Source organism: Paraliomyxa miuraensis, from assembly GCF_026337845.1.
GTDB classification, from domain to species: Bacteria; Myxococcota_A; Polyangia; order Nannocystales; family Nannocystaceae; genus Paraliomyxa; species Paraliomyxa miuraensis.
The window spans coordinates 90,741-113,394 of sequence record NZ_JAOVZF010000136.1; the positions used below are offsets into that span (position 1 = coordinate 90,741).

A 22,654-nucleotide genomic window follows, 5' to 3' on the forward strand; every position below is an offset into this window, starting at 1 on the left:
GGTGCTTGAGGTGTGCTTTTCCACCACCACAACTTGATCCTCGCGCTCAGGCAGCCGACCTACCCCAATCGTGCTGCCAGACTCGCCCTGGCGGCCATGACCGCCGCTTGCCATGCCATCTCCGGTCCCCCCTGAAGCTCCGCCGCGCCTTCGTGCTTGCCTCGCCCCCACGCCCTCCACACCCACCCCACCGGGGTCTCCTCGACCTCGACATGGTATCCGAGGTATGGGAACTCCGGCGGTACGACGGGGGGCGCCTTCTCCCCCACGAGCTCGGCCACCGCTCGCTCGAGCAGCAGCGGCTCCCACGGTGATAGCGGCGGCCAAGGCTTGCCGGCCCGGACGGGCGCGAAGTACTTGGCGTCCACTACCGCGAGCTGCTGCAGAAGGCTCCGCCCATTGGCCACACGAACCCGGGCCAGGTCCCACGAGCACCCCGGGAAGCTCGCTTCGAGTAGGCCCTGAACCAGCTTGACGCGGGGTGTGGTCCTCACTCGGTTGCGGATCCACGACTCCGCCCACGCGATCCACGAGACGATGCTGTCGACGGTGATCCGCGTGCAGTCGTCCCACACGTTGAGCCCGTGGCGCTGGACCATCGCCGACGAGCCCACTTCGAAGCCCACGTCGCCGTTGCCCTTGACGAACAGCGGCCCGGGGGCGGGCCCGGCCTCGGGCGCCATTCCTTCGAGCCCGGCCTCAGCCCCGGGCGGGTCGGGCTGCGGCTTGGGAGGCAGGGGGAAGGGCTCGACGGGCAGCAGGCCGAGCTCGTCCACGTAGGCGTTGGCAGCTACACGGGCATCCTCGTCGCTCTGCTCGATCCCGGCCCCCAGCTTGACCGTGTCCTTCGCCGCCTCGGTGGCTGGGTTCGCGGCGGTCGCATAGACTCGCCACCGGATCCCGGTCGAGAGCCCGGTCAGGTCGATGGTGTACGGCCCTCGCGTGTACTCGTCGTAGGGCTTGGGGAGCCACGGCTCGGTGGGCTTGGGCCCGGTGGGCTTCGGCTCGGTGGGCTCCGGCGTCGAGCCGGGCTCGGGCGTGTCTCCGCCCTCGGGGGTGGGCGTCCCTCCACCACTGCCAGGCGCAGGTGCATCACCGCTCCCGCCGCCGCTGCTCGAGCCACCATCGCCGGCTGCACTCGCCGAGCTCCCGGCCGCGAGCGCGACCGTGCCGATTCCCGCAACCCCCATCAACCACAACCACTTGCTCATCACGTACCTCGTCCTTTTTCAAAGCACCACGTCACTTCCACCCGGCACCGCTCCGAACCCTCGTGCGAGGTCGTTCGGCGCCACCGGCCGCCCCTTCGGCCACGCGGGCACTCGCCCGCGCAGCGTCTGGGGTAGGCACTCGTAGACCAACTGCGAGCACACCAGCCCGCCCACCGGCCCCTCCTTGGGGACGATCAACCCGAGCGCATCGTAGGGCTGCCCGACGCGCCCGCGAACGCACCCATAGAGCTCCCGCCCTTCGCACAGCGGCAGCCACACCCGCACCCGCCCACGCTCGCCGTACTCGGTCTCGAGGACCCGCGCCACCCCCAGCCCGGGCCGGCAGTCGATCAGCAGCGCTCGCCCCTGGTCGTCGGCCTCGCACCCGTCGAGCGCCACGTGCGAGAACCCGTGCCCGCCCGTCGCCTTGTCGAGCAGCGTCGACTCCACCCCATCGGGCTGGAACAGCACGATCGACACGCCGCACGCGGGACGTATCGCCCCGACCGCGGCTCCCTGTCCCGACCCACGCGCCAGCGTGAGCACGGCCAGGGTGAGCCCCACGCCGACGACGGTGCCGGTCAGTAGGGTCACCGGTCTCCCTCCTCGCCCAGGTCGTCGAGCTCGGCCACGTCGACCCCATCGAGCTCGCCCACCTCGGCACCGTCCTCGGCCGCACGCTCGAGCTCGTCGGCCGACACGGCGACCACGACTACCTCGGGCTTTTGGTGAAACACCTTGCGCAGGAGGAGCCCGGCCAGCGCTGCACCGAAGGTGAACACGACACCCTTCACGAACACTTCGGCGAGACCCTCGCCGTCGTCTTGGGTGCTCATCGCCGCCCCCTTCTGGCTCCCCGTCGCGAGCGGACCCCCTGCCCGAACCCCAGCGCTCGCTGTAGCCCCAGGCGCAGCAGCCAGCCCGCGGCCGCCGTCGCCCCGTCGGCCCCACCACTCACGGCCAGGTCGAGGTTGGCGACCGCCTCCTTGGCCATGGCCATCGCCTCGGTCCACCCCATCTTCTCCGGCCCGAAGGTCGTGGTGCTCGGCGCGGGCCAGGTGCACTCCGGGAACAGCATCGTCAGCGCCTCGACGATCGCCGGCTCGGGGTTGGCCCGCAGCTCGTCGAGCTTGAGCGCCCACTTGGCAAACTTCCACTTGTTCTCGATCCCCCACGCCTCGATCGCGTCAGGGTCGACCACATCGAAGTGATCGCAGCCCTCGTAGCGGATCCCGTGCCGCACGCCGCTGTCCTTCAAGCCCTTGCCTGCGTTGGGGTCCTCTTCCTCCTCAGTCGCCGCGCTGGCCGTGCCCATCGCGAGCACACCCACGCCCAGCAGCGCCGCCGCAGCGATTCCCCACTTCACGCTCGTCTTCATGTCGTCCTCCGTTCGTTCACACCGTTTGCAGTCGTTGCAACACCTCGGCCCCCGTCACCGAAAGCGGCGGCGGCCGTCCATCGAGCCACGACGCGGGGAGGCCCACCTCGGCCGCGTCTCCGGCGAATTCCACCCGTGCCTTGGCCAGGAAGGCCAGATCGCCACCCTTAGCCGGCCAGCCCCACATGGCGCGCAGGTTGAGCCACGTGGGCACCTTTCCAAAACCGTCCCACCGCATCAGCCCGCGGGCGAAGCCCACCGCCATGGCCAGGGCCACCCTCGGCTCAAGCACCGACGACGGCGGCAGGCAGTACAGCGCCTCGCCGAGCTGAGCGAGGCCGTTCGCGGGGAGCATCCCGAACCATCCGCCCGACCCGAAGGTGTAGGCGCCCTCCGGGTGGCCGCATCCTTCATAGCGCTCGCGGTTCCGGTCGAACGCCTTGGCCGCCGCCGCGGCCTCGCTCGTCGAGTCGTTGACGGCCTGCGGGTTGCCCTTGCTCTCGCGCCAGGCCACCAGCGCGAAGAAGTCCCCCCACGCGGGGGGCAGCCCGGCCTCGGCCGCCAGCCCACGGACGGCCGCGACCCGATACGCGCCCTCGCCAGGCGCCACGCCCTGGCTCGCGCTCGCCGTGCCCGACATCGACACGACCGCGACCAGGCCCGCCACGATCGCCGTGCCCCAAATGACGGGGCTACCGCTGCGCCGGGTCATGCGACCGCCCCCCACCAATGCGCCGGGATCGGCTTGCCCTTGTTGACGGCGAAGCTCTCGCCGCCCCACTCGAGCCCATACTTGCGGATCCCCCACACGGCGACCTCCCGCCATACGTCCGGCCCCGGGTCGTTCTCGCGGTTGGGCCCGCCTTGCCGATGCGCATAGATGTGCGTGAGCCACCCTTGCCGCCTCAGCGCATCCACCAGCACCCGCCCGGCCTCGATCTGCGCCGGCTCGAGCTGGTCCATCCCGAACTTCTCCCCGCCCCAGAACGCATCGGGATTCGTGCTCCCGGCGCGGCTCGGAAGATTGCCGGCAAACTCCACCGCCACGCTCTGCGAGTTGAGCCCACCCGACGCCGGCAGCCGGGTGGTGTGGTCGTGCAACCAGTAGATGCCCCCGTCGGGCAGCACCACGTAGTGCGCGGTCACGCCGTCGTAGCGCTTGGGGTCGTTCCCACGGGAAAACCCCATCTGATGCAGCACCAGCGCGCGCACGTCCGATGCCTTGCGCGTGGTCGTGTGCGACGCCGCCTCGTCGGTCAGCCGCGCGTACTTGCGACGATCGACGATCCTGCCGCCGTTGGGCAGGTTCGAGCCCGGCCGCTTCGACAGCGCAAGCCATAGCGCCCCGAGCCCGACTACCGAGATCCAGATCGGAACCATGGCGCTCACACTCCCGGCTCGAAGGCAATCTCGTCCGACCACCACTCGTGGAGGTAGAGGTCGAGCCAGAGCATGAAGTCGGCGACCCAGTCCACGAGCCCGTCGCCCCAGTCCACGGGGTTGACGTCCATGCAGGTGGGCGCATCCGGGAGCGACATCGTCGATGCCTGGCGCAGCAGCTCGGCGGTGATCCGCCGGGCGGCCGGCAGCGGCTTGGGCCACCCTCGCTCGGCCCAGTACGACTCCACCCACGCATCGAAGATCGGCACCGACGGCAGCTCGCGACCATTCATGTACCAGTCGATGAAGCCCGCCACGGTGTTCTCGTAGTGGACCTTCAAGACCGCCTCGAGCTCCTTGCCCACCTCGTAGCTCTCGTATTCGCTGGGCTCGATCGCGTAGACGTCGAAGGCGTCGTCACGCGGCCGGAACAGGGCGCCCTCGACCACGCCGTCGCACTCGGGGGCAATCCACAGGCCGTTGCCACTGAAGTCGAAGTCGGTCCACGACTCCGAACCCGAGCCACCGCTGAACACCTTGCCCTTGCCGCCGGGCCCGGGCGTCCACGGATCGGAGCCACCGCCCGAACCGCCACCCGAGCCACCGCTGCCGCCCGATCCACCGCCACCCGGCCCGCCGCCACCGGGCACCAGCCCGCCGCCGGCTTCGGCCGCCGAGGCCAGCCCTCCGAGGGCCAACAGCGCCCCCACTCCGGCCGCGATGGCCAGTCCCTTGTTGCCTTTGCGCTTCTTCATCGTCGTGCCTTTCGTCCCTTTCGTTGGTTGTGTCGTCTCCACAGGAGCACGGCGCCCACGGCCATCGCTCCGGTCATCAGCACCCCGCCCAGGTCGCCGCCGGCCTGGTCGTCGTCGCCCGAGCCGTCGTCGCCCGTATCGGGCTCGCGCTCGGGGTGGCGTTCGGGAAGCGGCGGGCGCTGGTAGTAGGCCGCAGCCGCGTCGAGATGCTCGAGCACGCACGTGCCGTCCTCGGCCGCAGAGATTGCCTCGCGGATCGACGGCTCCCAGGACAACCCGTCGACATCGAACGGATTGAGCGGGTGCTTGACCTCATCGAGCTTGGCGGCGAAGTCCTGCAACAGGAACAGGAGCTGATCCCGCTCGGGGTACGGCCCGTCAACGGGCGGCTCGTCCATCTTGGCGAGGTTGTTCTCGATCGCCAGCAGCCAATCCCAGCGCAGGAACACCTCGCGCCCGACCGCCTGCGCCACGTCGTACCACTCGTCGTAGTCGAAGATCGTGGGCGGCCACGACCACGGATCGGCAGGCGTCTTGCCGTCCTCGGTGACCAGCAAGTGTGCATACGAGCTTCCGCAGGTCATCGCACTTCCCTCCTCCGGGCGTGGCGTCGCCACCACAGGGCCCCGCCGATCGCCAGCGCACCGGTCATCACCACCGCTCCCCAACCTCGCCCGGCGGCTGCGGGCCTACGCTTGGGTCGGCTCTCGGGAAGCGGCGGGCGCTTGTAGTAGGCCGCGGCGGCGTCGAGCTGCTCGAGCACGCACGTGCCCTCGCGCGCCACCGCGATCGCATTCTTGATCCCGGGCTCCCAGCTCAGCTCGAACACGGCGCTCGGGTCGAGCAGCACGTGCGGCAGCCCCTCGAGCTTGGTCGCGAATGCCTGGAGCGAGGCCAGCAGCGCGTCGCGCTCGGGGTACGGGCCATCGACCGGTGGCTCGTCGAGCTTGGCGAGCTTGTCCTCGATGGACAGCAGCCAATTCCAGCGCCGGAACACCTCCCGGCCGACGACATGCGCGACGTCGTACCACTCGTCGTAGTCGCCAGGCCCGGCGCGCCAGTCCCAGGGGTCGTCGGGGGTCTTGCCGTCCTCGGTCGCCAACAGATGCGCGTATGTGCTTCCACAGGCCATCACTCCACCTCCAGCTCGCCGTCCGAGCCTGGACAGCCAAAGTCACCCGTGAGCGCGCCGCTCAGATCGTCGATGCCCTGCCACATCACCCAAGGCGGTGGGTTCTCCATCGACGACCCGTCGTCCCACTCCATCCCCGTGGTCGTGAGCACCTGCCCGGCCGACTCCCACAGCACCTCGCGGTCGACCGGCGGTAGCCAGAGAAGCTCGTAGTCCCGATAGCTCGGATCGGCGGGGTTGCCCGCCATGGTGATGTTGCGGAAGGGAGCCCAACGGTTCTCGATCCGCTCGGCGTTGGGACCGTGCACGGGCCGCAACAAGATCGAGCGCCCATGCTTGCTCGCGTGCGAGACGGTGACGGGGTACGCCCCGTACATCGCATCGTTCCACCCGCTGCACTGGATGAGGTCGATGACCCGCAGCCGGAGCTTGTCCTGCTTGGCGATCGCCAGCGCCCACACGCTCGCGTCCTCATCATCGAGGCCGCCCACCTCGCTCGCGGCGAGGAACGCCTCGGAGAGCAGATACCGGTAGGCGATCGAGTAGGTGGCGTTGGTACCCCCGAAGCGGTCGTTCTCGACGACCGGATAGAAGGACCCGCCGCGGGGATCCGGGTCGAGCAGCTCGGACCACGGCGGGTCGAGCTCTTCCTCCGGCTCCGGTATCACCGGGTCGTCCTCGGGCGTGTCGATCGGCGGCTTGGGGCCGTCGGTGGTACCGGGCTGGGTGGGCTTGGGCGTGGGCGTCGTCCCTCCGCCCCCCTTGGCGCCGCCGATGTGCTTGCCCGGTTGCCATGGCTCCGGCTCCGGATCGGGCTCGTCCTCGATCGGCGGGGGTGGTGGAGGGAGGTCCCCGAAGGGGTTGTCGGGCTCGGGCGGCGGAGGAAGATCGTCACCACCCGTGCTCGACCCGCCGCCGTCGTCCGGCTCCGAGCCACCCTTGCCAGGCCCATCGCCCGAGCCGCCACCGCTCGAGCCGTTGCCCCCCGAACTGCTGCCCGAGGCCAGCGCCCCAACGGCCAACAACCCGCCGCCCAAGCCCATCAGGCCGAGCAACCCCCATCGCTTCGTTCGCCTACTCATATCCGCCTCATTCGTTCGGTTGGGTCGATCAGCCGATGACCGGCCAGGTGATACGCGTGCCACTGACGCCCGCGACCGAGCGGGTTCTGGGCCAGCAGCACCACGCGGTGCTCGTCGCGGGCACGCATGGCCGCGACTCCGCGGATCTGATCGAGCGCGCGGGCATGCCCCACCGACACCGCGGCGATCGGCCCGCACGATGCCCACTTGCGGGCAAAGACCAGCGGCGCGTCCTGGAACACAGCCTCGATCGCGGGCGCGTCGGGATGCCATCGCACTCCAGCCGCCGCAGCGCTCGGAGGAGGATCGCGGTACGCCGCCCACTGACGCAGGTACCAGCGGCAGTTGTGCTCGGCGAGCACGTCGAGCAACCCCTCGAGCACGCTCTGGCTCGGGAGCTCGGCCAGCCGTAGTGATACTTGGTACACGTCCGCTCCTTCACGGGGTGATGGTCCAAACGATGGTGAACAGCCGCGCCACCGCGGCCGGGTCGATGCGCAGGTGGGCGGCCGAGGGCACGTCGATCTCCATGCGCGGCCGGTCGCTCGACCACGCCACGAGGCCCAGCGGCACCGCCACCGTGGCCGGGTCGCCTCGGAGCCACCACCACATGGATCCGAGGCCAAGCGCGGACGGATAGGCCGTCAGCCGCCGCGCCCCCGCGGGCACGCGCTGCACGTGCGGTTGACCGGCGGGGATGTAGAAGGAATCGGTCAGCAGCGCGCAGCAGGCCCCGCGCGAGACCTCGAGCCGCATCATCCGCACGAGCGCCTGGCTCTCGAACAGCAGGCCCTGCTGCGGGGCCACGGGCTGCTGCGTGCCCAACAGTACCGCACCCTGCGGCGCCCACAGCTCGACCTGCAACGCCTCGGCGTAGAGCTCGAGCGACTGCCCCAGATCGATCTCGTACGTGGTGCCGCGGGCCGAGTCGGTCGTGGTGATCCGCAGCCGCATCACCGATCGCCGCGAAGGATCCAGCCCCGACACACCAGCGGGCCCCGCAGGCGCAGGCGACCAACGCAGGGCTTCCTGCACCGTGCTACCCACCATCCAAAGGTGCTCGCCCGTCGGGCACTCGCTGGACCACGAGCCCACGCGCGTGGTGATGGGGCGCAGGCCCGCCGCGGTTCCGTCGTCCGACACCACCCCGAACACCTCGGCACCAGGCGCGGTGCGGCGCGAGACATAGGCGGTGCCCAGTCGTGGGTCTCGATGCTCGTGGTGGATCTGGCTCATGGCTTGGGTCCTCGGATCGGCAATCGGCAGCGGTTGGTGCTCGGCTCGGCTCGGCTCTTGGCCCGGCCGCGCGCACCAGCGCGCGCGGCCGTCGTTGTTCGCTCGGTCGTCCCCGCGTCAGGGCACGGGCACCGACGACGGATCGGAGCTCGGCTGCGGCAGGCGTCCGGGGTGGTGCCCGCACTTCCATCCCTGCGGCAGCGCCTCGATCTCGTATCCCCAAAGCTCCGCGCGAGCGTTGAGGAACATGCCGGCCGCGTACGGGTTCCACCCGACCAGCACGAGGTTGTCGGCCTGGGCCGCCCGCGAGAACGGACCCCACGCCACTTCGAAGGCCGGCACGTCACCGGCCGTCTTGCCGTCGTACGCCACCGACTCCACGCCCACCACCGTCGACGCGTCGGGGTTGGGCTGGTGGTAGTTCTCCTGCGGATGGTTCTTGACCATCACCGCGGTCAAGAGCCACACGCGGATCTGATCCGGGTCGGTGCTCCCCCGCCCCGAGAGCCGCACCGCGATCGGCAAGAAGTAGTTGCTCTGGGTGGGCTCCACCCGGAACTCGATGCGGCTCTGCCCGTCCACCCGCAGCACGCCGCCCGACGTCACCTTGAGGGGGCAGCCGTGCTTGCTGGCGACCTCGTGGTAGCAGTCGTTGATCGACGTGGGCCGGCAGATCGGCACCTGCGGCGCGCAGGTGGCCACGGGCTGGCACGCGTTGGGCGAGCTCGCGGTCGGCTGGCAGCCCGTGCCGCACCCACCCACCGCGAACCGCTCGATCTCCTCGGGCGAAGGCGGACGGACGGTCGGGGAATCGCTCGCCGCCGCCTTGGCCCGTTCGGCCCGCTGGGCCCGAGAGGCGAGCACCGCCCGGTCGGCTGCGTGTTGGGCATCGAGTTGTCTCTTCGTTCGGATCTTGTGTCGTTGCATGTCTTGTCGTCCTTTCGAGTCGATGCCCACGTTTGGGGGCAGGATTTCCCCCACGGCCTGAGCGCCACCGGGACTTGTCGGGGTTGGTCGAGCAAGGTGCCCACGTTCGGAGGCAGGATTTCCCCCACGGCCTGAGCGCCACCGCGTGCTCGGGTTCGGGACGCCTCGTCCCCGGCTCGAGCCCGCCGGTCAGGGCATCAGGCGAACGAGATCCCTCCGAGCTTGCGCCCCGCCGCGCGCAGCAGCGGCACCACGCTCGCGTTCGCCACTCCCTCGGCCGCCTGCACGAGCGTCTCGTCCTCGGCCAGGAACGCCACCGCCGAGCCGCCGAGCGCCAGGATGTGGTCGAGGCTCGCGGGCGTCCCCAACAGGGACTCGAATGCCGGCTTCTTCTGGTAGATGAGGCCCGTCAGCAGCGCGACCGCGGCGGTCGTGCCCATCCGGAGGGCTCGATTCTCGACCGCCTTGGCCTCCTGGACCTTCTGCAGCTCCTGTGCATCGCGCTTCTGGAGCTGCTGCTTGAGCTCCGGCCGCGTCTTGTCGTCGTACTTGTGTGGGTTGATCACCGCCAACTTCATGGCTTCGTCTCCTCTCGGATGTGCGGTCACGAATGCAACCGCGGGTTCCCAGGCAGTGAGCCACGCAGATGTCCAATCGTCGAATCGCAGCAGGGGCAACGAGACCGCGAGCAACGCGCTAATACTGCGAATTTCGACAGCAGAATCTATTTGGAATCGATTACAGATGGTTCCCCAGACTATTCGGAACCGCGGCGGTTATTGATTCCGCGGCTCGATCGAGCGGGGATCGATGTGGCGACGACGCGCGATTTCGATACCGCCAAGTGTCTCGAGATCGGCGTTCCTTCACGCATGATCACGCGAGAATTTCCAAGGCGACTCAGGAGCCTCATGGGACCACTTACTTCCGAGCACCGTTTCGGGGCTGCTCCGAGCAAGGGGCCCTATCTCCACGAATTCACACGTTTGGGCCCAGTTCGCCTCGAACGCAGGTCGAGCGAGAGCGACGGGCGCGGGACGTGGGAGTTCGGGACCCACCATGGAACGCACACGAGCGTGGCGTCACCTCGACAGTCGACGATGCGCGATTCTGACAGCGACACACATTTCGGGATCGGGCATTCCTTCGTGTGATCGATCATCGTCGACTACGAGGACTGGGCGTCGCGAACCCACTCAGGAGCGAGCATCGCTTCGGGGCGACCGCGAACACATCCCCGTAGCTCCCCGAATCCACGCGTCGTCGGCCCATCGACGATGAACCCACATCGACCGTGCGCGAAAAGTGGTGGGTCCAAGTCTCCCGATAAAGACAGCGGTCACCCCTACACCGGTTCTCGGTGAAGGGTCATTTCGGGGCGCCTTCGTACACGTTGCCCGTATCTCCTCGAATTCTCCAGAACAAAGCCGTTTGCGTCGGAGCACTTTTTGGTGTTCACTGACAACGCATGTTCGAGGGGCCTCCGAGAGGAGCGCCTCATGGCAGTCAAGTATGTAAGAACCGACGACCCCAACTCTACACACGGCAACACACGCACCCGCCTGCTCGAGAAGGTTCTCTCGCACCATGCTGCGGAGGATCTGGATGCCATCGAGCTACGTCGACACATGGGAAAGAGCGGCTATGTCCCCACGCCGCACCGCTGGGAGCTCAATGACGACGAGGAAGACCTCACGGATGACGACGGCTCCGTCCTCCTGATCTGCGGGACTCCACCGGGCGATCTGGCCGGCGAGATCGTCCAGATGGCGCGTCGGCACGTCGAGGAGACGGGCGAGCGCAAGAACTACCGCGTCGTGGGCCTGCATCGCGTCATGGACGAGGACGGCGAGGAGACGGGGGAGCAGGTGTGCTTCCAATTCCTCCTGCCTGCGTCGCTGCTCGGTCCCGAGGTGGACGAGCCCGGCACGGGGTCGGAGAACCGCGAGCACTACGACGCGCTGATGGCCGCCAACAACCAGCTCCAGCGCCAGAACGACGCGCTGTTTCGCGTGCTGATGGACGTGGTGCGGCAGTACCCGACGATCCTGGGCAAGTCGACGGAGCTGCTCGAGCGGCTCGGCGACCAGCTCGGCGGGGGGCGGCAGCACGACCTCCAGCAGGTGCTGTCGATCCTCGAGCACGAGTCGACCCGGGAGCAGCGGCTGCTCGAGCACGACCTCATCAAGCAGCGGTCGAGTCAGCGCGCCGAGATGTTCGGCAAGTCGCTCGAGATCGCCGGCCCCGACATGATGGCGCTGGTCCGCAAGCTCATCGAGATGGTCACGACGCAGCAGACCGGGGGACCGGGAACCGAGCCTCCGTTGGGCCGGGGCCGGACCAAGGGCACGCCAGTGGACACCACGGCCACCGAGCGCTCGTCTCGCTACGCCCAGCGGCTCGAGCAGACGCTGGCCAGCGTGCCCGCGGAGGGCATCGCGAAGGCGCGCAAGCTGCTGTCCGAGGACGAGTGGTCGCTCATCGAGGCGGCCCGCAAGGCGACGACCGACGACGAGTTCGTGGCGATCTTCACCAAGCTCGACGAGTCGTGGCAGGCCAAGGACCAGACCGCGTCGCAGGCCCTGATGTCGGGGCTCGTCGGGGCGATCGGCATGCAGGCGATCGTGCTCGGACAGCTCATCGAGGAAGTGCGTAGGCGCTGATCGTCCGGGCTCACCCGACAGCTCTTCTTCCACCAATGCGACCCGGTGGCGGGCCGCCAAACCCTTTGCACACGAAGAGAACGAACCGATGTCCGAAGAAACCAAGCCAACCAAACCCATCTACGTCTGCCAGGGCTTCGCCGTGGGCGGTCCCGAGCACGAGGCCGCCCAGGCGGCCTGGCTGCAAACCCAGGCCGCGCATGGCTATCGCCTGATCGACCGCCAGGTGTTCGAGAGCGGTGGCGCCAGCAAGCGCGTGCACCTGGTGATGGAGCTGCTCGAGCCGCTGCCCATCGTCACCACGGAAGGGGGTGTGTGATGGAGACCCTCGACCAAGGACTCGCGACCGCGCTGGTGCTCTTGGGTGTCGCGGCGGTGCTGTACGGGGTGGCCACGCTGTACCGGTCGGTCACCGATTCCAAGGCGCAGCAGCAGGAGCTGCAGCTCGAGGTCGAATCGCGGGCGCGGGCCGCCGAACGGGTCCGAGAGCACGCGGCGCGGCACAAGGAGCGCGACGACCTGCTGCTGGCGCTGCTCCCCGCCGGCGCGGCGCTCGTGGGGCACTGGCTCGGCCGCCAGGGCCCCGATCCCCTGGCGTCCTGCATGGGCTGCATCCCCAAGCCGCCGCGCCCGACTCCGTCCCCTCGGCAAGAGGAGGGCCACCATCGCACGGTCGAGATCGACGGGAACCAGCTGCTCGAGTCGCTGGAAGAGGCCGGCTTCGCGCACTGGCTCGCCGTCCAGGTACGGAAGGCCACGGTCCTCGTCGAGGAAGAGCTCGCACACGACGACCCCAATCCCACGGGCATGAGCTGAGCCATGACCGCCGAGACCCGGCTGGCGCGTGGGCGTGATGCCAAGGACCGAAGGCATTGCCCGTTCGGTGCCTTCGCGCTCGCGTTGCACCTGCACCTCATCGACGTCCCCGAGGCACTGAGCGGCAAGGAGCGGCACCATGGCCAAGCGTGATGCCCGGGGGTTTCGAGGCCGGTCACGTGCCAAGCAGGCGCGGCCGGGTCTCGATCTCCTCGGTTTCTTCCTGACCAGGCGGGCGGCCTTCGTTCCGCCTTCCCCGAACCCTCGAATATGCAAACGGCGGGGATGGGGGCCGTCCGACCTGGTCGATCCGGCGATCGCCGAGCAGATCGAGCAGCTCGAAGCGATCGGCGAGGAGCTGACGCGGCGCGGGCCGCTGGACCTGCTCCTTCGCATACGCACACGAGCCAACCGGCGCCTGGCCAAGCTGCTGCGGCGCGGAGGTGACGACGAACAGACCTAACGCCCCACGCCACGGCCGGGCCGTGCTCGGCCGTGGCGTGGACCTGCCAGAGGTGAGCGATGAACGAGACCAGCCAATCAAGCAGCGAGCCGATGACCACGCCAAAGCCCGCGACCAAGCCTTCCGAGGTGGTGGTGCGCTATCGCTACGCCGACGGGATCCTGCTCGAAGGCGACAGCTACCCGCACAAGGAGGCCGTCAAGAAGTCTCACCCTCGGTGGCGGTGGTTTCGGTCGCTGCGCAAGTGGGGCGCGCCGCGGACTCGGGACCGGGCTCTGTCGAGATACCAGGTGGAGGAGTACGCCCGGGGTCTGCGCGCGGCCGGGGTGCCCAACGTGCGGGTCGACTACCAAGAGCCCATGCCCGAGCACGTGCGGGACTTCGGCGAGGTCGTCGAGGAACGCAAGGAGCGAGCCCTCGATCGCGCGGAGCGACTGGAGGAGCGAGCGGACCGGCTCGAAGGCGAGGCCGCGGCGGAGTACGGCAAGCACCGCGCCGTGCTCGACCGGATCCCCTTTGGGCAGCCGATCCTCGTCGGGCACCACAGCGAGGGACGGCACCGCAGGGATCTCGAGCGAGCCGATGCGTCGATGCGTCGCTCGGTCGAAGCCAGCAAGGGCGCGAAGGATGCCCGGCGCCAGGCCAAGGCCGCCGAGCATGGGGCCGCCCAACACGAGAAGCCGGGGTTCGCCCTGCGGCGCGTGGTCGAGCTGGGCAAGGAGGCGCGCGAGCTCCAGGTGAAGATCACCGGCGAGGTGCCGACGGGCTGGCGTGGTCACGACCCCGGCGGCCCGGCCACTGGCGAGTGGCTCGCGCAGTTGCAGACGTTCGCCGAGGAAAACCGTCAGAAGATGGCGCACTACCGCCGCGTGCTCGACGAGGCCGGGTACATGCCCAGCAGTCAGGCCGTGCTGCGCAAGGGCGACCGGGTGCTCACCGACAAGGGCGGCGCCGTCGTGCAGAAGCCGCTGTCGCAGCACGTGGAGCTGCGGTTCGACCATGCCGTGCGGTGGACGAGCGGTCCGCAATACGTCAAGCGGGCCGTCTACTCCCGCGTGTGGGTGCCCAAGGCGACCGTCGAGCGGAACCAGGCACAGGGGTCCTCTTCGTCGACCGAGGCGCCCAAGGCGAGCTCGGGCGCTGCTGCGGGCTCACCTGGGCCCCTGACCATGCTCGTGACCAAGCACCGCGACGCCGCCAAGCGGTACACCGTCCAGCAGATCATCGACGCGCTGGTGGAGGCCGAGCGGCTCGGCGTGGGCGAGAAGCTCGCTCGGTACTTCCGCGCGACACTCAAGGACCAGGACGTGCAGCGAGCCTACGGCCGGGCGCGGGGGATCGTGGCGTTCGAGCGCGACGGTTGGCCTCCGTCACCGCTGCGTGGTCAGACCTACGGTGCGCAGGACTTCGGCGGGCTCCTGGAGAGCTTGGACCACGAGCCGACGGTCGCGCAGTTGCTCGCCGAGCTGCAGGCCTTCCCCGAGCGCATGCAGCCGATCACGGGAGCTCGCCACTCCAACTGGTTTCGGACGCTCATTCGCGAGACGGCCAACCTGCTCGGCAACCACCACAACGAGTACGAGCGAAAGGTCGCACAGGGGCAGGCCGCCACGCCCGACTTTGCTCGTATGGCGATGGAGGCTCTCGTGGCGAAGGCTGCGCACAAGCTCCACGAGCTGCGGCTGGTGCAGGACCCCTCGCTCTACGATCCGAAGTCCGACCCCAAGGACGTCTACCCGCGGCTTTGCGAGATCGACTCCGAGACCGCGCGGAAGATCCTGGTGGACGTCTTCAAGATCGACTTCCACCCGGAGGACGAGGAGGACGAAGCGGCGGAGCTCTGCAAGGGCGAGATCACGCTCGAGACCCTGGCCGAGGGGGCTGCGCAGCGGGCGGAGGAGGAGCGGGCGCGCAAGGAGCAGGAGCGAGCCCAGCGGCAGGCCGACGCCCGCGAGCTGCTGAAGGTGCACCGCGAGGCGGCCTCGCGCGGCGAGGTCACCAAAGGACGGTTCAACGCGGCCTATTGGCGACTGCATCCCGGGTTCGAGAAACCCGCACGCAGCCGCCGAGCGCTGATGATGACCGAGCGCGACGGGAAGGTCGTGGCGGTCGTCCGCGGTCCGATCGACATGGCGTTTGGCGTGAGGCTGCCGGGCGGGACCGACGAGCAGGCCGCCATCGCGGCACTCATGCGCCAGGTCGCGCAGGAGGCGGGCGAGGCCGTGGCGGGCGAGGCCGTGGCGGGCGAGGTCGCAACGCCCGGCAAGACCACCAAGAAGGGCAAGCCCTCCACCAAGGCCAAGTCCTCTGCGAAGGCCGAGCGCACCACCAAGGTCGACGTGGAGGCGCTCGCCAAGAAGCTCGGGCTCGGAGACTCCAAGCTCAACGGCCACGAGATCCACCCGATCCTGGTCGAGGCCGAGCGCCAGGGCGTGGGACAACAGATGGCCCAGCTCATCGCGAAGCGAGAGCTGCGGTATCCCGATCAGGTCAAGATCGACCTCGGCCGCGCCCGCGGTGCGGTGGCCCAGGAGAACGACGCATGGCCACCGCCGCCGCTGCGCGGAGCGGTGTACGGCAAACACGACTTCGAGGGACTCATCCTCAGCCTCGGTGACCACCCGCTGGTCGTCGAGCTCCACCGCGAGGCCAGCACGTGGGCCGAGCGCATGGCGCCGATCACGGACGATCGCGCCCGCCACTGGTTCCCGAAGCTCGTCGAGCAAGCGCGGCTGGTCGTCCACGATCACCTCGACGTCCCCCTCCACCAGATCCGCAACGGCAACACCACACCCACGCCCGATCTCGTCCTCGAGATCCGCGATGCGACCCTGCGCGACGCCGAGAAGCTGCTCGGAAATCTCCGCGACGCGCTCGATCCCTCGCTCTACGACCCGAAGTCCGATCCCGAAGCCGTCTACCCCAGGCTCTGCAAGATCGACTTCGAATCGGCACGGTGGGTGATGATGGACGTCTTCGGGCTCAGGTTCGAGGACCGGCACGAAGCCCTCGAGCTGTGTCGTGGCGACACGTCGATCGATGAGGTGAGCCGCAAGGCCAAGGCGAGGAACGAGGAGATCGAGCGACGGGAAGCGGCGCGGCAGGCCGAGCGCGAGGCCGATGCTCGCGACCTGCTGGCCGTCTACCGCACGGCGCAGAAGCTCGGCGAGGTCAGCCGCAAGCGCTTCAACCTGGCCTATTGGCGGCAGCACCCGGACCTGGGCCCATCGCAGCGCGAGAGCCGAGCCCTGCGCATCAGGACGCGGCGCGGCGAGGCCGAGCTCATCGTGCGTGGCCCCAGGGAGCAGGGGTTCCACATTCCCGTGCAGCCGGATGCCGCGGAGCCCGAGGCGATCGCTGCCGCGATGCGGGAGATCGAGAAGGTGGCCAACCAGGGAGCTGCGCCCGCCCGAGCAGCCAACGCAGAACCGGCACCCGAACCCAAACCCGCTCCCGACCAACCCGACGACACGACGGTCGCCGACGCGATCGAGGAGGAACCCACGGCGGATGAGAACGACGCGCCACGGGGCGAGGCAGCCCCGGGCAGCTTGTGGTCGGTCGAGGAGGAGGGCTTCGCCCTGACGGCGCCCCCCGGCGAAGGCAAGCGGGTGCAGGTGCCCACGGGGCATCAGCCGGCATTGTTCGACGTGGGCAAGCCCGATCCCGCGGTGCTCGAGCGGATGCGCGCCGACGAGCTGGCCGAGCGGAGGGCCAAGCGCCCACCCCCGGACACGTCGGATCCGCTGCTCGCCCAGGCCACGAGCGAGCCCTCGGCCGCCGACGAGGATCGGGCAGCACCACCGGAACGACCGTCCGCCGCTGGCGCAGGCCCGACTCCATCGACCGCCGACGAGAACCAGACACCGGCCGCGCCGATGATGCGCATGGGTCCTTGGGTCGGCGAGATCCAAACCGTCGCCAACCGCATGGGCGACGAGGGGCGGCACGGTGATGACTTCGTGCTCATCTCCGCGGTGTGGAAGGCCGTGCAAGACCAGCCCTTGCTGGCGGGCCCATCCCTCGATGCCTTCAAGGCACGACTGGTGCGAGCCAACCGCGATGGGCTGCTGCGCCTGCATGCGGCCGATCCCAACCGGCCGATGGATCCCGAGCTCGCGCGCGAGTCGGAGATCCGCGACGGCAACGCCACCTTGCACGTGATCGAGGCGACGCCGCCCCTACGGCAGCCCGCCCCCGCCGGTCGCCGACACCCCTTCGAGCCATTGCCTTCCACCCAGCGGCTCGCCCCAGGCGTCATCGAGCGTCAGGTTCGCGCCATCCTGACCAACCGGATCGCCGACGACGGCCCCAACGGGGTGTCCGAGTTCTCCACCAAGCACGAGCCCCGCCACGTTCGCGTCATCAAGGCGATGGCCAAGCGCGGCGTGGTCAAGCTCGTGAAGGCACCGCGCGGGTACGTGCGGATCATGGCCGGTCCGAAGTGGGGAGCGACGGAGGAGCCGAAGCCGAAGCCACCAGCCAAACCGAAGCCCACGGCCAAGAAGGCCGGCGGGTCGAGATCGAAGCAGAAGGCCGCCCGATCTCCGAAGGCCACTTCGCCGCATGATGCCATCAACACCACGATCCGGGAGGGAGGCATCGTCGCCTTCCAGCACGAAGAGTCAGGCTCGACGACGCGGTTCGGCCTCGTCGTTCGCGTGCTCCCCGGCAATCGTGCTGCGGAGATCCACGCACCCCAGTGGTTCCCGCTCACTGGAATCCGGGCGGTCCAGTCTGGCGGTGATCCGGAGTTCAACCCGAGCCTCAAGCGGTACTACCTCGACGAGCTCACCAACGTCCGGCCACCGGTTCCCAGCGACATCGGACCCGATGGCCTGCGCCTGATGAAGCGCGCGACCAAGAACTGGGTCGATCTCCGCCCCGTGGGCGGTGGCCCCTCGTGGGATGCGTTCGTTGCCCTGCGCAACCTCGGGCTCATGCACCGCAACAAGGACGTCGACCTCGGCGGCCAGGACGGCGACTGGCCGGGCCCGCCCTTCGTGGTGGAGCCCACCGACCTCGGCCAGAAGGTGCTCGCGAGCCTCGATCCCGCGGCGGTCAACCTCGCGACGCGTGTCTACGTGACCCCGCGCCACCGAAACATGGGGCCGGTGTTTCCCATCGGCGAGGATCTGGGCGGGCCCGACGAGAACGTCTGGTTCTACGTGCTCGAGGAGACCTTCGAGCCCACCGACGAGAGCCGCGGCTATCCCGTGGGCATGGTCGTGGTCCATGACGACTTCGGAAGCTGGCGTGTGCTCGACGGCTTCAGCATGGGCCCGCTGAACGACGATCCCGAGTGGGACGACGAGCACGCCTACCCCGACGAATGGGCCGCACGAAGGGGGTTGAAGGAACAGCGTCGCGAGCACGTGCAACGCCTCGACCGAGAGAGGCGCGTCGCTGAGGAAGAGCGTATTTGGGGGCCAGAGGGGCCGACCTGGGGATTTCCGCCCCTGGGGCATGAGGACGCAGACGAGACCCTGCTCGACCGGAAGGGCAGCCCCGACCTGTCGAACACGGCGACCGAGCGGCAGAGGACCGCGACGACCAAGGACTTGGTCGCCACCGAGGCGGCAGGGTTGACCAACAATGCCCCCGCAGCCAACAACCGACCGCCGCCACCGGAGCCGCCGGTAACCATCGCGCCGATCGATCTGTCGCCCGCCCTGGCCCGCCGCGTGAGGGCCGAGCAGGCCAAGCTCCACACGTTGCCGAAGCACGGGGACCCGAGCTTCCGACCGGTCGTGGTCGTCGCGTGGGAGGGGCGTCGGCGACCGGACGTGTTCTCGCGCTATCACACCGAGCCGCTCGGGGCCCTCGTCACCATCGACGGCCACTACGACCGCGCGCAGATCGTGGCCGAGCTCGGACCCCATTCGGGTCCACCCCATGGTGGCGGGAGGAGGGAACCGAGCGACGACCCGCCCAGTCCGTCGAGCCACGGCAGCACGAGCGAGTCGAGCCCTCCGCCGCTCGACTCGTTCGAGGAGGACCTCATGCGGTCGCTGCTCGACCAGGGGGACGACGGGATCGAGCCCGACAACGCCGACGAAGCCCGCGCGTTGGAGGGCATGGAGGGTCGCGGGCTGGTGGAGAAGACGGAGGAGGACCGCTACCGCGCGACTCCGCTGGCACGGCTCGAGTACGTCGACGTGGCGACCGGGGTCCCGACCGACCCCGGCGAGCCGGGCACGCTGTCGACCGGACGGATCGTCGCGGACATCGACGGGGAGACGGTCGAGGTCGACGAGGAGGATCTCATCGGCCGCGGCACCGATCCCGATCCACGCAAGCGACGGTATCGGTTCGACGTCGACAGCCCCGCCGACTACCCCGGGCAAGCCAAGGCCAAGAGGACCGCGCGCGAGGCCGAGCAGACCGCGGGCACCAAGAACGGCAAGGGCAAGAAGGGCAAGGCTGCCGTGGCCGGGCTTCGGGCCACGTTCGACTCGCCCGCCAAGGCAGCCAAGATCTTCTACGACCAGAACATCGACTTCCTCGAGAACGTGGTCGACCCGTGGGATGGCCTGCGCGACTGGATGGATGGGATCGAGGTTCGCGTGGGCCGAGGGCACCGCAAGCTCTCCAAGACACCCGCAGGCCAGCGGATCCTCGAGGAGAAGCACGCCTCTCGGGCGATCCGCGGCGCGCTGGCCTACCTCATGGGCCAGGCCAAGGGGCGGCGCTGGGAGGCTGTGCCGTGGGACCAGATCGAGCGCCTGGGCGAGGCGCTCCAGCGGTACTTCGAGGAACCGAGCGCCTCGGAGCCGTCGATGTCGGGACTCTACTGGCGCCCGTTCGCGGGCAAGGTGCGCGCGGAGGATCTCGACGTGATGACGCCGGACCAGCGAGCGTCGATCCGCGAGCAGGAGAGCGTCAAGGAGATCGGCGAGCAGCTCGACGAGCTGAAGGAAGCCTACGAGCGCGCCAAGGACTGCCTGCCGGATGACCTCCGGCGGGTGATCGAGCGACGGGTCGCCGAGTGGTCGCGGTGGGTCGACAACCCCTCGAAGATCCCCGACTACGCCTGCGAGCCCGATCCCGAGACCGCGGGTTACCTGTGCAACTACCCCGCCGTGGCCGGCGAGCTCCGCCAGCTCCGCAAGTCCTGCGAGGACGCCTACGACCCCAATTGGGCGGCGAAAGACAGCAAGGAAGGCGCGCCCGGCTTCCCGGACACCAGCCACGGCGAGGACGAGGAGCTACCCCCGCGGACGGCGTCGGCCAAGGCGTGCTGCTCGCGAGAGACACCCAAGGAGGAGGTCTGCAGCGCACCCGTGTGCCAGATCGCGGCGGGGCTGAAGGAAGAACCGAAGGCAGACACGGCCACGGACGCTCAGACCGCCAAGGAGCCCACGACCAAGGCGGCGCCCGAACCCGCAAAGCACTCGGGCAAGGCAGGCAAGCCCTCCAGCGAGACCAGCAAGCCACCCACGAAGACTTCGACGGCCAAGAAGGCATCGCGCTCGGCCACACACAAGGCCGCACCCAAGGCCACCGCCACCAAGCCCACGCCCAAGCGCAAGCTCACCGCCGCCGAGCGCCGCAAGGCCCTCGCCGAGCGCAAGAAGGCGGCCGAGCAGCGCCGCAAGCAAACCGCCGCCGAGCGTCGAGCCCAGCGCTTCCAGTGCTCGGCCGCAGTCGCCGTCAAGCAAGCCGAGGCGATCGACACCACCTCCTACCGCCGCCGGGTCGAGGACGCCGCCGCCGCGATCAAGAAGGCCGAGGAGCACGTCAAGCACCACGAGCGCGACCTCAAGGCCGCCATACGCGAGGCAGACGCGGTCATGCGCAACCGCAAGGCCATCCCCATGGATCGCGAGGTTGCGCGCCGCAAGGTCCGCGAGGCTCGCTGCCAGCTCAGCGTGGCCCAGGGCACCCTGCGCCAGCGCAAGCGCGACCACCAACGTGCCCAGACCGAGCTCGAGCGGGCGCGCGGCCGCGTGAGACGACGCGAGGCCGTGGCCGCCAAGCGGCTCGAGGAGACCAAGAAAGCCGAGGCCGAGGCCGCCACCCTTGCCAAGAGTCGGTGATCCAGTGCTGCTCCAAGACGACGACATGTGGCTCACCGTCGACGACTCCTGGACATCGCGGGTGATCTCCCCTGCCCTGCTCGACGCCGCTCGGGGTGACCGATCGCTGTGGGCGGACATGGGCCCGCGGATCTCTGGCTTCGACAGCAATGCCCTCGTCGGCGCCCGGGCCTGGGCCGCGGCTGAGCGCACCGCGATGTTCCACCAGGGCACGGGCGAGCTCGGCCTCCCCGCCGACAGCCTCACCTCCGTGGTCGACGCCCTCGGCCCGCTGATATTGCAGCCGCCCGACGACCTCGAAGAGCTGTTCGACCGCCTCACCCGGACGGCGGTGGGCATCGTGGTCGACGCGCTCGCTGCGATCCCCGTGGTGGGGGCCATCGCTCGCGCGATCGGCCAGATGGGCTTGATGCTGTGGGACCTGTCCAATCGACCACAGGAGCAGGCGCGGGAGTACCTACCTCCACCGCAGGTCTACGAGCGAGATGAAGAGGAGTACGTGATGAACACGCAACTCCTGCCCGCGCTGTCGACCAACGACTGGACCCGCCTCTTCCTGCCCAGGACGGGCAACGCTCCCCGGATCATCGAGATCGAAAACGGCTGGCTACTGGACTCGCTCGAGGGTGGCCTGGGGTTTGGCTTCATCCCCGGTACGCAGCAGGTGAGCGGCGCCACGCAAGCCTTCTGGCACAAGAAGTCGAGCCGCCCGGGAGGATCGCTGGCGTCCCACCAGGACGTCGGGGACTTCTATCCGGGCCCGGCCCAGCTCATGACGGCGATCGACCAGCACGTGCAGCGGCCCGGGGCCGCGATGTGGGCGGTGGTGCCGTCCGAGGTCCGCAGCGCGTGGCGAGATCACGTCGATGCTCTCAAGAGCTTCGCCTACGAGGCGTACTTCGGCCGCGGCATCAAGGGCACCGGCATCGATGAGCTCAACGAGGAGCACCGCCGAATCATCGTGCAGCAGCTCGTCGCTCCCCTCCACGTGGCGACGCTCGACGGCAAGCTCTACCGCGGGATCCTGGCCGCCAACTCCTGGACACCCAAGAACCCGCCAGACGACATCGTGGAGGCGTTCGTCGACCCGTGGTGCGACCGCCTCGAGAAGCGGCAGGACCGGTACCTCGAGACGATCGCGGTGGCCTACGCCGATCCCAAGAGCGCCGCGTTCGCACGCAGCGCCAAGCTCCGGGACAAGCTGCACCAGATGCGGGCGCTGCTGCTCGAGCACCCAGCGCGGCATCAGGTCGATCAGCGGGACGTGATCGACTCCGAGTACCGCACCGCGCTGTTCGACGCGACGATCGCCGACCAGCTCAAGGCGCCCACGGGCCCCAGCACACCGGCCGACCCTACCTCGCTCGGGGGAACCGACGCCGCGCCCGAGCCCCCCACGCCGCCCCAGGGCGGCGCCCCCTTTCACGTAGTCGCCGAAATAACGCCCGGTCCCCGCGGAGGCGGCGGCGAGGGCTTGGCCTTGGGGCTCGGCGTGCTGGGCCTTTTGTGGGCCGCGCGTGGGACCAGGCGTCGCCGTCGGAGGAGGCCATGAGCGTCTCCTTCGACCCGCCG

21 protein-coding genes are annotated in these 22,654 nt (G+C 69.3%); 7 read left to right on the plus strand and 14 right to left on the minus strand.

Annotated features, from left to right (window positions below; translation table 11 throughout):
• Positions 1-59: 59 nt before the first annotated feature.
• From OEB96_RS06160 to OEB96_RS06225, 14 genes are all read right to left on the minus strand, one after another.
• Positions 60-1,211 carry a hypothetical protein gene (locus OEB96_RS06160; RefSeq protein WP_266214511.1) on the minus strand — a complete coding sequence of 384 codons (1,152 nt, stop codon included), beginning with the start codon at positions 1,209-1,211 and terminating at the stop codon, positions 60-62.
• Between the two features lie 18 nt (positions 1,212-1,229).
• Positions 1,230-1,805 (minus strand): hypothetical protein, encoded by a 576-nt coding sequence (locus OEB96_RS06165; RefSeq protein WP_266214512.1) that lies wholly within the window; start codon positions 1,803-1,805, stop codon positions 1,230-1,232.
• Complete coding sequence (locus tag OEB96_RS06170) at positions 1,802-2,047, minus strand: hypothetical protein (protein ID WP_266214513.1); 246 nt, start codon at positions 2,045-2,047, stop codon at positions 1,802-1,804. Before OEB96_RS06170 ends, OEB96_RS06165 begins: the two co-directional genes overlap by 4 nt.
• Entirely contained in the window at positions 2,044-2,589 is a 546-nt protein-coding gene (locus OEB96_RS06175; RefSeq protein ID WP_266214514.1) for a hypothetical protein, read from the minus strand. Before OEB96_RS06175 ends, OEB96_RS06170 begins: the two co-directional genes overlap by 4 nt.
• Before the next feature lie 16 nt (positions 2,590-2,605).
• On the minus strand, positions 2,606-3,301 hold the full coding sequence (locus OEB96_RS06180) for a hypothetical protein (protein ID WP_266214515.1): 696 nt from the start codon (positions 3,299-3,301) through the stop codon (positions 2,606-2,608).
• Complete coding sequence (locus tag OEB96_RS06185; protein ID WP_266214516.1) at positions 3,298-3,969, minus strand: peptidoglycan recognition protein family protein; 672 nt, start codon at positions 3,967-3,969, stop codon at positions 3,298-3,300. Before OEB96_RS06185 ends, OEB96_RS06180 begins: the two co-directional genes overlap by 4 nt.
• Positions 3,970-3,974: 5 nt before the next feature.
• Complete coding sequence (locus OEB96_RS06190; protein WP_266214517.1) at positions 3,975-4,724, minus strand: hypothetical protein; 750 nt, start codon at positions 4,722-4,724, stop codon at positions 3,975-3,977.
• Positions 4,721-5,308: a hypothetical protein gene (locus OEB96_RS06195; RefSeq protein ID WP_266214518.1), complete on the minus strand. Its 588-nt coding sequence runs from the start codon at positions 5,306-5,308 to the stop codon at positions 4,721-4,723. Before OEB96_RS06195 ends, OEB96_RS06190 begins: the two co-directional genes overlap by 4 nt.
• On the minus strand, positions 5,305-5,856 hold the full coding sequence (locus tag OEB96_RS06200) for a hypothetical protein (RefSeq protein WP_266214519.1): 552 nt from the start codon (positions 5,854-5,856) through the stop codon (positions 5,305-5,307). Before OEB96_RS06200 ends, OEB96_RS06195 begins: the two co-directional genes overlap by 4 nt.
• Entirely contained in the window at positions 5,856-6,938 is a 1,083-nt protein-coding gene (locus tag OEB96_RS06205; protein ID WP_266214520.1) for a hypothetical protein, read from the minus strand. Before OEB96_RS06205 ends, OEB96_RS06200 begins: the two co-directional genes overlap by 1 nt.
• Complete coding sequence (locus tag OEB96_RS06210) at positions 6,935-7,366, minus strand: hypothetical protein (protein ID WP_266214521.1); 432 nt, start codon at positions 7,364-7,366, stop codon at positions 6,935-6,937. The genes OEB96_RS06205 and OEB96_RS06210 overlap by 4 nt, the downstream gene beginning before the upstream one ends.
• Before the next feature lie 10 nt (positions 7,367-7,376).
• A complete protein-coding gene (locus tag OEB96_RS06215) occupies positions 7,377-8,174 on the minus strand; it encodes a cupin domain-containing protein (protein ID WP_266214522.1) in 798 nt (265 codons plus the stop codon).
• 117 nt (positions 8,175-8,291) lie between these two features.
• Positions 8,292-9,101, minus strand: coding sequence for a hypothetical protein (locus OEB96_RS06220; RefSeq protein ID WP_266214523.1), 810 nt, complete (start codon positions 9,099-9,101; stop codon positions 8,292-8,294).
• Between the two features lie 197 nt (positions 9,102-9,298).
• Positions 9,299-9,679: a hypothetical protein gene (locus OEB96_RS06225; RefSeq protein WP_266214524.1), complete on the minus strand. Its 381-nt coding sequence runs from the start codon at positions 9,677-9,679 to the stop codon at positions 9,299-9,301.
• Positions 9,680-10,600: 921 nt separating this feature from the next.
• On the opposite strand from OEB96_RS06225, the gene OEB96_RS06230 reads away from it, so the two are divergent.
• From OEB96_RS06230 to OEB96_RS06260, 7 genes are all read left to right on the plus strand, one after another.
• A complete protein-coding gene (locus OEB96_RS06230) occupies positions 10,601-11,764 on the plus strand; it encodes a hypothetical protein (protein ID WP_266214525.1) in 1,164 nt (387 codons plus the stop codon).
• 88 nt (positions 11,765-11,852) lie between these two features.
• Positions 11,853-12,083 (plus strand): hypothetical protein, encoded by a 231-nt coding sequence (locus tag OEB96_RS06235; protein WP_266214526.1) that lies wholly within the window; start codon positions 11,853-11,855, stop codon positions 12,081-12,083.
• On the plus strand, positions 12,083-12,580 hold the full coding sequence (locus OEB96_RS06240) for a hypothetical protein (protein ID WP_266214527.1): 498 nt from the start codon (positions 12,083-12,085) through the stop codon (positions 12,578-12,580). Before OEB96_RS06235 ends, OEB96_RS06240 begins: the two co-directional genes overlap by 1 nt.
• Before the next feature lie 3 nt (positions 12,581-12,583).
• Complete coding sequence (locus OEB96_RS06245; RefSeq protein WP_266214528.1) at positions 12,584-12,733, plus strand: hypothetical protein; 150 nt, start codon at positions 12,584-12,586, stop codon at positions 12,731-12,733.
• Positions 12,720-13,043: a hypothetical protein gene (locus OEB96_RS06250; RefSeq protein WP_266214529.1), complete on the plus strand. Its 324-nt coding sequence runs from the start codon at positions 12,720-12,722 to the stop codon at positions 13,041-13,043. The genes OEB96_RS06245 and OEB96_RS06250 overlap by 14 nt, the downstream gene beginning before the upstream one ends.
• Positions 13,044-13,135: 92 nt before the next feature.
• Positions 13,136-21,082, plus strand: a complete 7,947-nt coding sequence (locus OEB96_RS06255; protein ID WP_266214530.1) for a DUF3560 domain-containing protein — start codon at positions 13,136-13,138, stop codon at positions 21,080-21,082.
• 4 nt (positions 21,083-21,086) lie between these two features.
• Positions 21,087-22,634, plus strand: coding sequence for a hypothetical protein (locus tag OEB96_RS06260; RefSeq protein ID WP_266214531.1), 1,548 nt, complete (start codon positions 21,087-21,089; stop codon positions 22,632-22,634).
• Positions 22,635-22,654 lie beyond the last annotated feature (20 nt).

Bases quoted from the DNA above. Each gene is read 5' to 3' on its own strand.
- OEB96_RS06250 (WP_266214529.1), top strand. From the start codon at position 12,720: ATGGCCAAGCGTGATGCCCGGGGGTTTCGAGGCCGGTCACGTGCCAAG.
- OEB96_RS06215 (WP_266214522.1), bottom strand. From the start codon at position 8,174: ATGAGCCAGATCCACCACGAGCATCGAGACCCACGACTGGGCACCGCC.
- OEB96_RS06160 (WP_266214511.1), bottom strand. From the start codon at position 1,211: ATGAGCAAGTGGTTGTGGTTGATGGGGGTTGCGGGAATCGGCACGGTC.
- OEB96_RS06190 (WP_266214517.1), bottom strand. From the start codon at position 4,724: ATGAAGAAGCGCAAAGGCAACAAGGGACTGGCCATCGCGGCCGGAGTG.
- OEB96_RS06180 (WP_266214515.1), bottom strand. From the start codon at position 3,301: ATGACCCGGCGCAGCGGTAGCCCCGTCATTTGGGGCACGGCGATCGTG.
- OEB96_RS06220 (WP_266214523.1), bottom strand. From the start codon at position 9,101: ATGCAACGACACAAGATCCGAACGAAGAGACAACTCGATGCCCAACAC.
- OEB96_RS06235 (WP_266214526.1), top strand. From the start codon at position 11,853: ATGTCCGAAGAAACCAAGCCAACCAAACCCATCTACGTCTGCCAGGGC.
- OEB96_RS06170 (WP_266214513.1), bottom strand. From the start codon at position 2,047: ATGAGCACCCAAGACGACGGCGAGGGTCTCGCCGAAGTGTTCGTGAAG.
- OEB96_RS06175 (WP_266214514.1), bottom strand. From the start codon at position 2,589: ATGAAGACGAGCGTGAAGTGGGGAATCGCTGCGGCGGCGCTGCTGGGC.
- OEB96_RS06200 (WP_266214519.1), bottom strand. From the start codon at position 5,856: ATGGCCTGTGGAAGCACATACGCGCATCTGTTGGCGACCGAGGACGGC.
- OEB96_RS06195 (WP_266214518.1), bottom strand. From the start codon at position 5,308: ATGACCTGCGGAAGCTCGTATGCACACTTGCTGGTCACCGAGGACGGC.
- OEB96_RS06245 (WP_266214528.1), top strand. From the start codon at position 12,584: ATGACCGCCGAGACCCGGCTGGCGCGTGGGCGTGATGCCAAGGACCGA.
- OEB96_RS06185 (WP_266214516.1), bottom strand. From the start codon at position 3,969: ATGGTTCCGATCTGGATCTCGGTAGTCGGGCTCGGGGCGCTATGGCTT.
- OEB96_RS06205 (WP_266214520.1), bottom strand. From the start codon at position 6,938: ATGAGTAGGCGAACGAAGCGATGGGGGTTGCTCGGCCTGATGGGCTTG.
- OEB96_RS06230 (WP_266214525.1), top strand. From the start codon at position 10,601: ATGGCAGTCAAGTATGTAAGAACCGACGACCCCAACTCTACACACGGC.
- OEB96_RS06240 (WP_266214527.1), top strand. From the start codon at position 12,083: ATGGAGACCCTCGACCAAGGACTCGCGACCGCGCTGGTGCTCTTGGGT.
- OEB96_RS06255 (WP_266214530.1), top strand. From the start codon at position 13,136: ATGACCACGCCAAAGCCCGCGACCAAGCCTTCCGAGGTGGTGGTGCGC.
- OEB96_RS06225 (WP_266214524.1), bottom strand. From the start codon at position 9,679: ATGAAGTTGGCGGTGATCAACCCACACAAGTACGACGACAAGACGCGG.